The sequence below is a fragment of the Nonomuraea sp. NPDC059194 genome (genome assembly GCF_042754765.1).
GTDB lineage: Bacteria > Actinomycetota > Actinomycetes > Streptosporangiales > Streptosporangiaceae > Nonomuraea.
The window spans coordinates 16118-29885 of record NZ_JBHZBH010000007.1 but is presented as its reverse complement, the minus strand read 5'-3'; the positions used below and the strand labels follow the sequence as shown (position 1 = coordinate 29885).

The window sequence follows — 13768 nt, the reverse complement described above, 5'->3', positions numbered from 1 at the left end:
ACGGCCAGGAAACACCACCACCGAGGGGAGTACGGCCATGCCCTACGCCACCGTCGACGACCTGGTGCCGACCTACGTAAGCCCCGCGCCGGCCGACGCCGCGCTGCTGCTCACGCGAGCGTCCCGCCTCGTCGACCAGGCGCTCCAGTCCGCCGTCTACCCCGTCGACGACAACGGGTTGCCGACCAAGGCCAAGCACGTCACCGCCCTGAAGGAGGCGACGTGCGAGCAGGTGGCCGCGTGGCTGGAGGCCGGGGAGACCGGCACGGGTGCCAGCGCCGAGTACCGGGACGTGCAGATCGGGTCGGTACGGCTGGCGCGCGGCGGGCGCGGCTCTGAGACCGGGGCGGGTGGTGGAGGCTCGGCCGCCACCCGCCTCGCACCACAAGCCTGGAACGTCCTGCAGCAGGCCGGACTCACCGGGCACGAGCCGTACACGTACCCGACCTGCGAGGCTGCCGATGGGTAACCTCCCGGCCTGGCTCCTACGCCACACCGTCATCGTGGAGCCGTTCGAGGGCGAGGGACCGTTCGGGCCTGAGTTCGGCGACCAGGTCACCGAGCGCGCCTTCATCGACGAGAAACGCCGCCTGGTGCGCGACGCTGAGGGCGTGGAGGTCGTCTCGGAGACGACCGTCTACATGCGGCTCGCCGCGACCTGCCCGGCCGGGAGCCGGATGATCGTCAACGGCCGCCTCACGTACGTCATAACCGCATCACGGCGGGACGGCGGCGGCCTGCCGACACCCGACCACCTCGAAGTCGCCTTGCAGTGAAGGGGGTGGTAGCGGTGGCGCAACGCTCCACGCTCAAGCTCGACACCGGCCAGCTCGACGCGCGCATGCAGGAGGGCGCGGTGAAGGGCCTGAAGGTCGCCATGGAGCACCTGCTGCAGAAGTCACGCGAAGTTGTGCCTCACGAAGAGGGAGACCTAGAACGATCAGGCACCCCTTCCGTGGACGAAGGGGGGCTGAGGGGTGCCGTCTCGTACGACACCCCCTATTTATGCTGTGCGCCAGCATGAAGACCTCACTCTGAAGCACGATAACGGCCGAACCAGCAAGTACTTGGAAGATCCGTTCGACGCCGAGCAGCAGACGATGCAGGAGATCATTGCGGCGGAAATCCGCAGGTCACTACGGTAAAGTTAATGCAAAGAACCCCGGCGAGTGCGCTAACACTCCCGGGGCGTGGACGACCTGATGAAAGCAGGCCGACATGACGAAGCGTACCTGCCGTACGCCTGAATGCCCCCTCACAGCCACCTCGCGACGCGGACTCTGCACACCGTGCTGGGAAGCGGAACTGGCTGCGCCTGACAAACGGTGCTCGAAATGCGATGTCGTGAAGCTCAAGACCGAGTTCTCGCCCGTCACGAAAGCGAAGGACGGGCGGCACTCCTGGTGCAAGGCGTGCTGCCGCGTCCTGGCGAAGTCGTCGTATGACCCCGAGAAGGCTCGCGAGAAGCACGCGGCGAAGAAGACTAGCCCCGAGTACATCGCCATGAAGAAGGTCGCTTACGACCGCTGGCGGAAGCAGTATCCGGAGCGCGCCCGAGCCGCGACCAAAACCTGGCGTGACGCGAACCAAGAGCACGTCCGAGACGTCTGGCTCGCCTGGACCGCTGCGAACCCTGAACGGTGGGCGCTTCTCCGGCGGCAGCACTCGAAGCTGCGGAAGCTTCGGAAGAAAAACCAGTCGGTCGGCGTCGTCAGCTATGCGGCGATCCTCGAACGTGACGGCATGGTCTGCCACATCTGCGCAGAGACCATCCCGACGCTCGATGATCTGCATTTTGACCATGTGGTCCCGCTTGCTCGCGGCGGTGAGCACAGCATGGCGAACATCAGGCCAGCCCACGCGGCGTGCAACCTGTGGAAGAGCGACAAGCTCCCAGACGAGCTGACGCTGGCCTGATCCTGCGACCACCGAGCCCCGGCCCACCAGCCGGGGCTTTCGCATTCCTGGAGGTGATGCCGTTGAGCTGGACCGCCGACCTCCTCACCGCGATCGCCGAGCATCTCCACGCCCAAGGCGTAGGTGTGTGGAAGCCCGCCGGCGGCTACACCTCCTCCGACATCGCCATCACCTTCGGCCGGCTTCCCACCACACCCGACCGCGCCATCGCGCTCGCCGCCTACGGGGTGGACCAGTTCGCCGACGACCCCGTCAACACCGACGGCACCCAAGGCGTCCAGCTCAGGCTGCGCGGCACCACCGATCCGCGCGTCGTCGACGACATCGCCGACCGCGCCTTCGACGCCCTCCAGGGCTGGCAGCAGCCGACGGCCGGGATCCTGCTCTGCACCCGCCGCATCAACGCCCCGATGGGCGTCGACGGCAACCAGCGCTGGGAGCGGGCCGACTCCTACCACCTGCTCGTTCACCGACCTACCAGCAACCGTCCCGGATAACCAGGGAGATCACACATGGCAACCCGTTCACTCCTGGCCAGCGCTTGGGCGTTGGACGTCAACACCGGCACCAGCGCCGTCCCGGTGTGGACGCCGGTCAAGGGCCGCAGCTCCTTCAAGGAGACCATCGACTCGACGATGGAGGACGACTCGGATTTCGACTCCGAGGGCTGGGGCAGCGACGAGGTCACGCAGCGCAAGTGGAAGCTCGAGTGTGAGGGCAAGCGCAAGCGCGACGCCGACAACGAGGCGACCTTCATCCCGGATCCTGGCCAGCAGGCCATTCTCGATGCCGGGAACCTGGTGGGCGTCGGCTCCGACATCGAAATCCGCTACTACCGCCGGGATGGCGCTCCGGACGCGTGGCAGGGCCGCGTCAACGTCCAGTACGGCGGCGGCGGTGGTGCCACGACCGCGCTGGAGCCGTTCAACTTCACCCTTGGCGGCAAGGGCAAGCGCACCGCCATCACCAACCCTGCAGCCTAGAAGGGCGTACCGAGCCATGCCCCGATTCCCCGAACTCGACGCCAGCCTCGGCGAAACGCTGGACCTGCCCGTGCCGCTCCCGGCGGGGCAGGTCAAGGAATACAAGGTGCCGCCCGTCGATGCCGACACGTGGACGTGGCTGACCGCGCGATTCGCGGCCAGCAGCGATGACGATGTCCTCGATGACGAGACCGAGACAGGCCTCTACCGGCGCTGCCTCGGCCCCGTGTACGACCAGCTGAAGACCGACAAGGCCGGGTGGGAGCAGATCCGCCGCTGCGGCCTGGCCGCGCTCGCCTGGCACGTCCACGGCGAACAGGCGGCGCTCAAGGTCTGGGAGGGCGGTCTCCCAAAACAGAGATCGAAGTCGGAGACGGGCGAGCCGACGGAGACCCAGGCGGAGGCCCCATCGACCCCGCCACCGGGCTCAGAGAGTGGTACAACCCCGACCCTGAGGAAGGCTCAGGGATCACGTGGGCGGACATCTTCGACCGCTGGAACCTCGTCGAAGTCGACCTCCACCAAACGTACGGCGTCGACCTCGGCAGACCCGGTCTCCTGAAAGAGCGCACCGGCCACTGGCTGAGAGTGCGCGTGATCGGCCTCCTGTCCGAACCGCGGACCCGCCTGTCTCGGGTGTTCCGTGCCCGCGAAGAGGGACAAGCGCCGGCGCTCCGCCGCGATGAGGCGTCCTTCGACGACTACGACTACTGACCAGCACGAGGGGGTGCTCTTCTCGTGACTCTCACGGTCGGCGAGCTCGTCGCCTACGCCCAGCTCGACAAGAGCGACTTCCAGCGCGGCACGCGCGCCATCACCTCGGACCTCCGGTCCCTGCAGGCGTCCACCAGTAGCTCCATGCAGTCGATGGAGTCGACCGTCTCCCGCGCAAGCAGCGATATCGCCCGCGAGCTGGGGGACGCGTTCGACCCCGCGCAAGCGCTCACCGACATCGACCGGCTCATCGCCGGGTTCAAGGCCGAGCTCGACGCGGTTGACGGCATCGCGGGCCGGGCCGGGCGGCGGGCTGGTGACGCGTTTGTCGACGAGGCGCGCGACGCCCTCAACACGCTGCGGTATGGCGAGTTCGACGTTGAGATCGACGCCGACATCGCGCAAGCGCTCGCCGCCCTGGGGGTGCTGGAGCAGGCGGCCGAGGACAGCGGGGAGCGGGCCGGGGAACGCTTCGTGCGCGGAGCCGACGGGCGCCTGCGCGACGCGCGAGGCCGCTTCGTCGCCGAAGGCAAGACCCTGTTCGACGGCCTCGCTGAAGGGGCGGAGCGGAGCGGCGGCCTGATCGGGCGCGCGATGGAATCCGGGCTGGGCGTGATCGGCCGGGCCGGGCCCGCCAACGTGGCCCTCGCCGCCGCGGCGATCCAGGCGCTGCCCGTGGTGGCCGGAGTGGCGGCGGGCGGGATCGTGGCCGCCATCGGCGGCGGCCTGGCCGCCGTGGGCTTCAAGGCGGCAGCCACCTCCGATCAGGTGCGGCATGCCTGGTCGGAGACCGCTGACGAGATCAAGCGCGAGCTGGCCGACGTGGCCAAGCCCTTCGAGGGCAGCGCGATCCGCGCCGCGGACGTCGCCGAACGCGCCTTCGACCGGCTCAAGCCCAGCCTGAAGCGGATCTTCAAGGACCTCGTACCTGACGTCGACGCGTTCATCAACGCCGTAGGCGACGGTGTCGGGTCCCTCGGCCCCACCCTGGAGCGGCTCGGCGACGCCGCCGGCAACGTCCTGCGCGAGCTGGGCGACCGCATGCCCGAGATCATCGACAACATCTCCGACATGCTCGACACCTTCACCGAGATCGCGAACGAAGATCCGCAGATGCTGGCCGACTTGGTCGAGGATGCCACGGAGCTGCTCGCGGTCGGGGCAGAGGTGTTGAGCTGGGCGGACGAGCTCAAGGCCACTCTCGGCATGCTCAACCCTAAAAACCCTGGCGATTACCTCCTCGAGCAGATACTTGGCGCTACCCCCGAACAGATGCTCGAGGACATGGAAAAGCTGCCGCTCCAGCTGGCCCGCTTCCAGGCTGAGGCGGCTGCGGGGGCTCTCGCCATCCAGGGTGTCGGAGGGGCTGGCGATGAGGCGGCGGGCGGGGTGCGGAACTTCTCCGACGCTCTTGAGGAGCTGTTCGATCCTGCTGCTGCCGCGCTCGGTGCCGAGATCAGGTTGAAGGAGGCGCTGAAGGACGCGGCTGAGGCGGCCAAGGAAGGCAAGCTGACCAACCTGGACCGGCTCAAGACGGTGCGGGACGTCACGTCCGCTCTCGCGGATGCGGCGACGGCCGAGCACGAGCGGACTGGGAAGACGATCGAGGCGTCGGCCGCGTTCGCCCGCCAGCTGCCCACGCTGGCGGATCTGGCGGGTAAGAACGATGCCGCCCGGGACGCGGTGGCCGGGCTCGGCAACTCGCTCGGCGTCACGATCAAGCGGACAGACGACGGCAAGATCGCCTTCGACAAGCTCGGCCAGGCGGTGGTCACGCTCCCGTCCGGCAAGACGGTCAAGGTCGACGCGGACACCGCGAAGGCGCTTGCTGGACTCGCCGACACGAAGAAAAAGACCGACGAGGTCAAGGACAAGAAGGTCAAGGTCGATGCCGACACCAAGCAGGCGGTGTCGGAGGTCAAGAAGGTCACGAGCGGGCTGAACAGCCTGAAGGGCGACGCCCACAAGGCCGGCCAAGACCTGGGCTCGGGTCTGACCGCCGGTATCCGCTCGATGATCGGCGATGCGATCGCGGCGGCGAAGAATCTCGCCTCGGCAGCTCTCAAGGGGGCTAAGGACTTCCTCGGCATCAAGAGCCCGAGCACCGTCATGGCCGAGGTTGGTCGCTGGACCGTCAAGGGCCTCATCGTCGGCCTTACCAGTGAGGAAGGCCAGGCGGTCGACACCGTCAAGCAGCTGGTCGGCAAGATCAAGGACGCGTTCTCCTCCCAGCCAGACATCGCCGACGGCCTGGTCAAGTTCGTCCAGGTCGGCAACGACTCGCTTGCCGCGCTGGCGAAGCAGCGCGACGAGCTCGTGGCCAAGCTGGCGGCGGCGAAGGAGATGGCCAAGCAGGTCGCAGGCGACGCGGCCGAGTGGGCCGCCATCACCGGCCTCAACGCGGAGGACTTCACGGGCGCCGGCGACATGGCGGCCGAGCTGAAGTCGAAAGCGTCGGCCATCAACAACTTCGCCAACAACATCACCGAGCTGGCCCGGCGGGGGCTCAACAAGAAGACGATTCAGCAGATCATCGACGCCGGGGTCGAGAAGGGCGCAACCTTCGCTGAAATGCTGGTCGGCAGCGACGGCAGCGAAATCAAGGCGCTGAACAAGGCTCAGGCCGCCGTCGACAAAGCCAGCAAGAAGCTGGGCAAGGCCTCAGCGGACGCCATGTTCGACACTGGCAAGCAGGCCGGTGAAGGCTACCTGAAGGGCCTGCAGGAGAGCCTGAAGAAGCTCGATGCCGAGATGGAGAAGATCGTCAAGGCGCTCGTGCGGGCGATCAAGAAGGAACTCAAGATCAAGTCGCCGTCGCAGGTGATGGCCGACATCGGCGTCCAGACCATCGCAGGATGGATCGTCGGCATCGAGTCGATGACCGGCCAAGCGATGGCCTCCGTACAGAAGGTCGTCGGAGCCACCCTCACCAAGGGCAGCATCCCCCTCGACCCGAGCGCGGCCGGGCTGAACCCGCTGCGCGGCGGCCTACGGGACGCGGGAGACGTCTCCCAGCACGGCTACACCCCGCCCAAGCCAGGTGCGGGGGCTGCGGGCGGGACGGTCGTCCAGGTCGACATGACCGGCGCGGTCATCCGCGAAGAGGCCGACGTGCCCAAGCTCGGCCGCGAGTTCGGCTTCCAGCTGGCCGTCCAGGCCTGACCCCATTCAACAGAGGAGGCGGTTCGGCATGGCCGGACTCGATGCGTACGGCGCGGCCGACATGGCCCGCCTGCGGTCCCTGCAGCACATGCGCGGGGGCCGCACCCGCGCCACCAGAGACCTGGTGCGCGAGTTCCGCGACGAGCGCGGCCGGTGGGTGCAGGAGGTCACCGACCAGCTCGGCAACCTGACCCGGCGCCGCCGGATCGGGCGAGAGGGCGAAGCCCAGGACGTGGAGATCTTCCTGCCCCACCTGCTCATTCACGCGAGAACGGGAGAAATCATGGCGGTGAAGCGGTGAACGGGCTCGGACAGCCTGCCGTGCAGGAGAGCGCGGCCGAGCTGCGGGCGCGGCTGGAACTGGTGGAAGCGTGCGAGCCGATCTGGCAGGCCCACCAGGACGCCAAGGCCGCCGCCAAGGAGGCGGCCGTCAGCGGGGATGCCGTCGCCTACCGGGCGGCGGTCGAGGCGAAGAACGACGCGGCGGTACGGCTGAACGGCACCCGGCAGTGGCTGCGCCGCGAGGCCCGCATCGCCAAGCTGAAGGCGAACATCCCTCAGCTGCAGCAGCGGCTGGCCGGGCAGATCCTCAACGAGCACGGCCAGGAGGACGCCGAGCTGCGCGCCGAGCTGGCCGAGCGGCTCGACGGCTGGCAGGCCGAGCTGGTCGAGCTCGAGGAGGTGGCCGCGCCCCTGCGGGAGGCCCTCGGCGCGCTGCCGACCCCGGTAGCGGACGTGGTCGTGGAGGACGGCGGCGCGAGCGTGGATGTACCGTCCCCTGCGGCGATGCGCGCCCGCGTCCGTACTGGCAAGACCGGAGGTAACTGACATGGCTTCTGGCCTGTACGCGTCCACGTTCCTCGACGTCTGGGCGCTGTCCCTGACCACGCTCGACTTCGAGGACGAAACCCACCAGTGGGCGCTGTACAACGCGTCCAGGGTGCCCGACTACAACGCCAACACCGCCTACAGCGCGACGAATGAGATTGTGGGCACCGGCTACACGGCGAAGGGCAAGGTCGTCACCGGCACCACGCTGGCCAAGCTGGCCGCCGTGGTCACCTACGACTCCGACGCGGTCTCCTGGCCGTCCTCAACGCTGACGAACGTCAGGCACGTCGACATGTTCGCCGAGACGGTCACGGCGCCGATCGCCGACCCGCTGATGATCGGCATGGACCTCGGCCTCAACTACTCGACGAACGACGGCACGTTGGCGATCACACCTCACGCCAACGGCCTGTTCACCGCGGACTTCACACCGTAGACCTGGCCGACTCGTGCCGGCGCCGCCTTAGGGCGGCTTTTTCATGCCCACCACCTGAGATGAGAGGGGGCGGGCATGGCGATCGACATACCGGTCAATCCGCCGATGGGCTCGTACGGTTCCGGCCCGATCAGTAGCCCGCAATTCTCCCCGCCCGCCAACAGCCTGCTGGTGGCGGTGCTTTGCTCCGACCTGAACGGCACCCTCACCGTCACCAACAGCGGCATCGCACGGACGTGGGCAAAGAGGGTCGAACACGCCGACGACAAGGGCGTGACGATCTGGACCGCACCCAACCCCACCGCCCAAACCAACATCACGGTCACCGCGAGCACCGACGGCATCTTCGTGGCTGGCGGCGTCAAAATGTACGTCGTCACCGGCCAGCACCCAAGTTCGCCGATCGGCCAGAGCGGCACCGGCACCAGCACCGACAACAACGCCACCATCACCGGCTACACCAGCTCGGCCGCCGCCAGCCGTGGTTTCGCCGCAGCGATTGACACTGGCGGGAACAGCGCTCCGTCCAGCACCGATGACGAGGCTACGATCCAGATCGTCGATATCGGGGCCTGGGCTATGGCGCTGGCCAAGGCCGCCAACTCGGGCGCATCCGGCAGCCCGGTCACGTTCAACCTGGACGCTGGCGGGGCGGCAGCCGCGAACTGGCGCTGGGTGGCGCTGGAGATCCTGCCCGCCTCCCTCGACGCGTCCGCTGGCCTCACCGTCATCGCAGTCCCCACCACCGTCCCCACACCGAGCGGCTCGGCTGGCGCGGGTGCGCACCCCGGTGTCATCCCCGTCGGGATCACCACCCCGACCCCAAGCGTGTCGACCGGCGCGGGCGCCCACCCGGGCGTCATCCCGGTCGCCTTCACCATGCCGCCGCCGCTGGTGACGACGGAGAACGCCGAGATCGTCACCCCCGACACCGTCCCCGTCCCCTTCACCGTGCCCGCGCCCAGCGTGTCGGCCGGATCCGACGTCCAGCTGGCCGCGCCAACCGCGGTGGGCTTCTCGGTGTTCACGCCGGACGTGGACGCCCAGTTCAACGTCGACGTCACCCTCCCGCACATCCCGGTCGGCATCACCGTCGACGGGGTGACGGCGAACGTGCCGGTGCTGCCCGGCGACCAGCTCGACGGCTTGCCCGGCCAGATCGAGTTCTTCGGCACCGTCCTCGGCCGCGGCACGCCGTACCGGTGGCGGCTGCTGGAGGGCTGGCGCGGCAAGGACACACCCGACTCCGGCAACGCACCCCGCGCCAACAGGCACGGGTCCGCGCCGGGCAGGCCGCTTGGCCGGGAACGCACCCTCACCTGGACGGCGCTGCTGAAGGCGGCGCGTGCGGATATCGAGGCGGCCGTGCTCGCCCTGGAGAACGCCACCCCGCTGCTGGACACGGCCGAGCAGTGGCCGATCGTCGTCAACGACCTCGGCACCCCGTACCTCGCCTACGGGCGGATCGACCGCGTCCACATCCCGCTCGACAAGCTGATCCGGCTCGGACACGGCAACATCGTGCTGCAGTGGATCCTGGCCGACCCGCGCCGCTACAACATCAACGCCACCGGCGTCACCGTGCCGATCAGCACCACGGTGGAGATCTCCAACGCGGGCAACGCGAGCACGCACCCGGTGCTCCGCTTCCCGGGCCCGGTGACCACGCCGCGTCTGCACAACCAGACAGCCGACCGCGTCCTGGAGATCAACGCCACGGTGGCGTCCGGGCAGGAGCTGGTCGTCAACACCGACCTGGGCACCGCCAAGGTGGGCCCGCCCGGCTCGCCTACCACGGACGTGCCGATCACCCCGAGCTCGGTCAGCATCCCCGACTGGACCCTCGCGCGAGGGGCCCAGGACGTCCGCTACACCGCCGTCTCGGGCGGCTCGCAGGTCGAGGTGCTCTACCGGGACGCCTGGAACTGACCCCTGTCCACGCTCGTCAGCCGAACGCGAGGGGGTGAGTCGTGCAGGCCAACGTCCGATCCGCGAAGGTCACCACCGGCTCCGACGCCATCATCGCCGCCGCCCGACCACCCCAGGTCACGGCAGGAGACGTCCTCTGGGCCATCCAGTCGTCCACACACTCGCTGGCCGGGCAGCCCGCCCCGGCAGGGTGGAGCCCAGTCCCCACCGGCCTTGAGGATGGCCTGTTCCTGTCCACGCGCATCTTCCGCCGCACCAGCAGCGGATCGGAGCCCGCGACCACCGACTTCGGGCAGGACCCAGCAGGCCATGGTTCGGTCACGCTGGTGGCCGTCTCCAACGCCAGCCTCTCCATCTCAGCCCGCATGGCCGTCCTGGTGCCAGGCGAAGACCAGATGGTCACCAGCATCCCCACCCCGAACGTCACCCCCGCCGCGTCGTCGCACGTGGAGATCCGCTACGTCGCCTCCTTCGCTTCAGGCTCGACCATCACTCTGCAGGCACCGACCGGCTACCAGCTGCGCGACCAGGGCAACGTGCCCGCGCAAATCGTGGCCGGCGTCGCCTCCCGGCAGATCAGCAGCAGCACCGGGTCGGGCAGCAAGACGTTCCCGGCCAGCCCGAACCCGGGCATCGCCGCGCACGGCATCACGATCAGCATCGCGAGCGCGGACATCGAGCCTGAGGTGCCGCCGATCCCGCCGGACGCGCCCGGCCAGGGCGACGCCCTCTACCTGTACCGGTTCTCCCGCCTGTTCGGCGGCGAGCTCGGGGATCTCGCCGTGGGGCAGGTCAGCTTCGAGAAGCGGATCAGCCGCCGAGGGCAGATCAACTCCGGCAACTTCACCGCGTCGTTCCCGATCGCCAACGAGGATGACGGCGACCTGGCCGCCAAGATCGTGCCCCGCTACCAGTCGGACCTGCTGCGCGGGCCCGGCGTGACCGTGGTCGACATCTGGCGGGCGGGCATCCACTGGGGCCGCTACTGGATCATCGGCGCGAAGATCTCCAAGTCCCGGCGGCAGACCCCGGTCCTGCACCTGTCCGGCGTCACGCTGGAGGCGTTCCTGCAGTACGTGCAGCTGGAGGACACCCTCACCCCGTTCGTCGGCGTGGACCGGGTCGAGATTGCCCGGCAGCTGATCGACCACATGCAGCTGCAGCCGCACGCAGACCTCGGCCTGATCCTCCAGACGGGCGCAGCGGGCTCGCTGATCGACCGCACCTTCGGGCCTTTCGCGGGCATGTACGGCCAGCACGTCGCCTCCACCACCGAGGGCGTCGACGGCTACGAATGGATGATCAACAGCGAGTTCGGTGCTGGCGGCCTGGAGTTCCACTGGAACTGGGGTGTCCCGCTCGGCGACCCGGACGCCACCCACACCTACAGCGAATCCCCTGGCGGCGGCGAGATCCTCGACTGGGGCATCGAGTGGACCCCGCTGACGCGAGGCACACGGTGGCGGGCCCGCGGCGACACCATCGACACCGACGCCTCCACCGTCTCCACGCCGCTCATGTCCAACGCCTACGACTCGCCGCACCTCGCGACGGGCGTGTGGTCGCGGATCGACCGCATCGTGGACCGGCCCGGCGTGAAGGACCTGGACCAGCTCAACGCGATCGCCGAGCAGCTGGCCGCCACCTCGGGGGGTGCGCCGCCGGTCTTCTCCATCACGGTGCTGCTCGGCGAGCAGCCGAGCATCCACCCGAACAACCTCGGCGACCCAGCCCAGATCGTCATGACTAACGAGGTCTACAAGCGGATCAACGGCGGCGCCGGCCTCAACGAGAAACGGCGCATCCTCGGCATACGCGTCACCCCGACCGGCCGGGAGAACGGCCGTGATGAGGCCGAGCTGTATATCGATGACCAGGCGGTCGAGTAGGAGGCCCGGTGGACGGATATCCCGATGACCAGCAGCGCGTCATGCGGCAGATGCAGCGCGACCTGACCACGGCGCAGGCCTCCGCGGGGCGACGGCAGCCGCTGATCGAGGCGTCGGCCGGGTGGGTGATGCGTAACCGCTCCACCCCGCCCGCACCGCCTTCTGGAGACGTCCACATCTACGCGCAGGGTGGCCGCCTGTGGGCGCGCTCCACTCTGGGGGACGTCCCCCTGCTGCCGATCCCCGATCCGCCTCAGGCGGGCTTCGTGGGCGCCCCGTCGAGCGTGCAGGCGCCCGTCTCGTTGGACAGCGGCGCGCTGGCCGCGGCCTACAACCAGCTCCGCCTGGACGTGATCAACACGGTGGACACGCTGGCCGACTTGATCGTGGAGCTGAAGAGTTCCTCGCCGCCGATCGTCAGCCCCTTCTAACCATCCGCACGGCGCGAGCCGTACAACGAACGGAGCGCCGTGACCGAGCAGCAGGAGTCAGTAACCCTGGCCCTCGCCAAACTCTCCGAGATCACCGCTGTCGGGATCGCCGAGATCAAAGGCCAGCTCGCCCTGCTCGTCCAGCGCGCGGACCATGCCGACCGGCGCGTCGACGAGCTGGCCGCCCGGCAGGAACGCGAAACCCAAGAGCTATCCGATGTAGTGGCCGCCCAAGACACGCGGCTTCGGGCGCTGGAGAACGACCGGGCAGGCCGCGCGGAGGTGAACGCCGCGTCCGGTCGTCGGGCCGTATGGATCTCGGTGGTAATCGCGGCGGTCGGCCTGGCCATCACGATCGTCGTCACCTTGTTGAACACCTGAGGAGGAGGTTGACCATGGACCTCGTCACCCGAGCCGAATGGCGAGCTCGTTCCCCGCGCGGCCAGCTCTCCTCGCTGTCCTCGGCGCGCGGCGTGAAGCTGCACTACGTCGGCTCCTATGTCCACCCGGACCTGGCCAAGTCATGCTCTCGCTGCCTCGACACGGTGCAGGGCATCCAGGCCTACCACCAGGACAGCAACAAGTGGACGGACGTCGCCTACAACCTGCTCGTCTGCCCTCATGGGCGCGTGTTCGAGGGCCGGGGTGCGCGCATCATGTCGGCCGCCAACGGGCCCGGCCTCAACACCGGCCACTACGCGATCTGCGCGCTGCTCGGCGACCGCGGCCTCATCCAGCCCACCCAGGCCATGCTGCGAGGCCTGCGCGACGCGGTCGCCTACCTGCAGCAGCGCGGCGCCGGCCGGGAGGTGCGCGGCCACCGCGACGGCTACTCCACCACCTGCCCCGGCCCCGTCCTCTACCGGTGGCTGCAGCAAGGGATGCCGCTCGCTGGCCGGGACGATACGACGCCGATCCCGCGCCAGCCTTCCGCGCCGCGCTGGCCGGGACGCTACCTGCAGTACCGGTACGGGCAGGCGATGCCGCGCGGCCAGGACGTGGCCACGTGGCAGCGGCGCTGCAAGCAGCTGAAGTACACCCTCGTCGCCGACGGCATCTACGGGCCCACCTCGGCCGCGACGACGCGTGTCCTGCAGCGCGCCCTGGGCGTCGCTGACGACGGCGTGGTCGGCCCGAAGACGTGGGCGGCCGCCTGGCGGCACAGCTAGGGCCCGGGTCGCCCCGGGCCGGTGCTGCTAGTCGTCGTCGCGGGTGCGGTTGGTGAGCCAGGCCACGTACTCGTAGGCCTCCTCGACCGTTCCGGGGAAGCGGACCTGGTGGCTGAACTCGCCCTCCGGGGTCCAGACGTTGAGCCTCTGGATGGCGCGGCCGGGGCGGAGGATCTCGGTGGGGATCTCGGTGGCGGTGGCGTTCATTACGTTCTCCCTGCTCTCCGTTGTGTAGCTACAGATTAACCACAGGGCTTGTAGCTACGCAATACTTCTGGGAAACTTTTTCTGTAGCTACAGAAGAAGG

The 13768-nt window shown here is 68.8% G+C and carries 17 protein-coding genes; 16 read left to right on the top strand and 1 reads right to left on the bottom strand.

Going from position 1 to position 13768, the window contains the following annotated elements:
- The first annotated feature begins 37 nt into the window (after positions 1-37).
- The 16 genes from ACFXJ8_RS11900 (at position 38) to ACFXJ8_RS11825 (ending at position 13461) form a co-directional block, all read left to right on the top strand.
- Positions 38-469 (top strand): hypothetical protein, encoded by a 432-nt coding sequence (locus ACFXJ8_RS11900; RefSeq protein WP_379643848.1) that lies wholly within the window; start codon positions 38-40, stop codon positions 467-469.
- Positions 462-776 (top strand): hypothetical protein, encoded by a 315-nt coding sequence (locus ACFXJ8_RS11895; RefSeq protein WP_379643847.1) that lies wholly within the window; start codon positions 462-464, stop codon positions 774-776. Before ACFXJ8_RS11900 ends, ACFXJ8_RS11895 begins: the two co-directional genes overlap by 8 nt.
- A 14-nt stretch (positions 777-790) precedes the next feature.
- Positions 791-1024: a hypothetical protein gene (locus ACFXJ8_RS11890; protein ID WP_379643846.1), complete on the top strand. Its 234-nt coding sequence runs from the start codon at positions 791-793 to the stop codon at positions 1022-1024.
- A gap of 320 nt (positions 1025-1344) precedes the next feature.
- Positions 1345-1917 (top strand): HNH endonuclease, encoded by a 573-nt coding sequence (locus ACFXJ8_RS11885; RefSeq protein WP_379643845.1) that lies wholly within the window; start codon positions 1345-1347, stop codon positions 1915-1917.
- A gap of 62 nt (positions 1918-1979) precedes the next feature.
- Positions 1980-2414 (top strand): minor capsid protein, encoded by a 435-nt coding sequence (locus ACFXJ8_RS11880; RefSeq protein ID WP_379643844.1) that lies wholly within the window; start codon positions 1980-1982, stop codon positions 2412-2414.
- Between the two features lie 15 nt (positions 2415-2429).
- Positions 2430-2900: a phage tail tube protein gene (locus ACFXJ8_RS11875; RefSeq protein WP_379643843.1), complete on the top strand. Its 471-nt coding sequence runs from the start codon at positions 2430-2432 to the stop codon at positions 2898-2900.
- Between the two features lie 16 nt (positions 2901-2916).
- Positions 2917-3462, top strand: coding sequence for a hypothetical protein (locus ACFXJ8_RS11870; protein WP_379643842.1), 546 nt, complete (start codon positions 2917-2919; stop codon positions 3460-3462).
- Between the two features lie 176 nt (positions 3463-3638).
- Complete coding sequence (locus ACFXJ8_RS11865; RefSeq protein ID WP_379643841.1) at positions 3639-6776, top strand: hypothetical protein; 3138 nt, start codon at positions 3639-3641, stop codon at positions 6774-6776.
- A 28-nt stretch (positions 6777-6804) separates the two neighbouring features.
- Positions 6805-7077: a hypothetical protein gene (locus tag ACFXJ8_RS11860; protein ID WP_379643840.1), complete on the top strand. Its 273-nt coding sequence runs from the start codon at positions 6805-6807 to the stop codon at positions 7075-7077.
- Complete coding sequence (locus ACFXJ8_RS11855; protein WP_379643839.1) at positions 7074-7604, top strand: hypothetical protein; 531 nt, start codon at positions 7074-7076, stop codon at positions 7602-7604. The genes ACFXJ8_RS11860 and ACFXJ8_RS11855 overlap by 4 nt, the downstream gene beginning before the upstream one ends.
- A 1-nt stretch (position 7605) precedes the next feature.
- Positions 7606-8043 carry a hypothetical protein gene (locus ACFXJ8_RS11850; protein WP_379643838.1) on the top strand — a complete coding sequence of 146 codons (438 nt, stop codon included), beginning with the start codon at positions 7606-7608 and terminating at the stop codon, positions 8041-8043.
- A gap of 75 nt (positions 8044-8118) precedes the next feature.
- A complete protein-coding gene (locus ACFXJ8_RS11845; protein ID WP_379643837.1) occupies positions 8119-9972 on the top strand; it encodes a hypothetical protein in 1854 nt (617 codons plus the stop codon).
- A gap of 41 nt (positions 9973-10013) precedes the next feature.
- A complete protein-coding gene (locus ACFXJ8_RS11840) occupies positions 10014-11861 on the top strand; it encodes a hypothetical protein (RefSeq protein ID WP_379643836.1) in 1848 nt (615 codons plus the stop codon).
- 8 nt (positions 11862-11869) lie between these two features.
- A complete protein-coding gene (locus ACFXJ8_RS11835; RefSeq protein ID WP_379643835.1) occupies positions 11870-12292 on the top strand; it encodes a hypothetical protein in 423 nt (140 codons plus the stop codon).
- A 39-nt stretch (positions 12293-12331) separates the two neighbouring features.
- Positions 12332-12673, top strand: a complete 342-nt coding sequence (locus ACFXJ8_RS11830; RefSeq protein WP_379643834.1) for a hypothetical protein — start codon at positions 12332-12334, stop codon at positions 12671-12673.
- 14 nt (positions 12674-12687) lie between these two features.
- Positions 12688-13461, top strand: a complete 774-nt coding sequence (locus tag ACFXJ8_RS11825; protein WP_379643833.1) for an N-acetylmuramoyl-L-alanine amidase — start codon at positions 12688-12690, stop codon at positions 13459-13461.
- Between the two features lie 27 nt (positions 13462-13488).
- Here the strand turns inward: ACFXJ8_RS11825 and ACFXJ8_RS11820 are convergent, their stop codons facing one another.
- Positions 13489-13668, bottom strand: a complete 180-nt coding sequence (locus tag ACFXJ8_RS11820) for a hypothetical protein (RefSeq protein ID WP_379643832.1) — start codon at positions 13666-13668, stop codon at positions 13489-13491.
- Between the last annotated feature and the right edge of the window lie 100 nt (positions 13669-13768).

Coding starts and splice junctions, on each gene's coding strand:
- ACFXJ8_RS11850 (WP_379643838.1), top strand. CDS start 7,606: ATGGCTTCTGGCCTGTACGCGTCCACGTTCCTCGACGTCTGGGCGCTG.
- ACFXJ8_RS11895 (WP_379643847.1), top strand. CDS start 462: ATGGGTAACCTCCCGGCCTGGCTCCTACGCCACACCGTCATCGTGGAG.
- ACFXJ8_RS11820 (WP_379643832.1), bottom strand. CDS start 13,668: ATGAACGCCACCGCCACCGAGATCCCCACCGAGATCCTCCGCCCCGGC.
- ACFXJ8_RS11860 (WP_379643840.1), top strand. CDS start 6,805: ATGGCCGGACTCGATGCGTACGGCGCGGCCGACATGGCCCGCCTGCGG.
- ACFXJ8_RS11845 (WP_379643837.1), top strand. CDS start 8,119: ATGGCGATCGACATACCGGTCAATCCGCCGATGGGCTCGTACGGTTCC.
- ACFXJ8_RS11900 (WP_379643848.1), top strand. CDS start 38: ATGCCCTACGCCACCGTCGACGACCTGGTGCCGACCTACGTAAGCCCC.
- ACFXJ8_RS11825 (WP_379643833.1), top strand. CDS start 12,688: ATGGACCTCGTCACCCGAGCCGAATGGCGAGCTCGTTCCCCGCGCGGC.
- ACFXJ8_RS11870 (WP_379643842.1), top strand. CDS start 2,917: ATGCCCCGATTCCCCGAACTCGACGCCAGCCTCGGCGAAACGCTGGAC.
- ACFXJ8_RS11875 (WP_379643843.1), top strand. CDS start 2,430: ATGGCAACCCGTTCACTCCTGGCCAGCGCTTGGGCGTTGGACGTCAAC.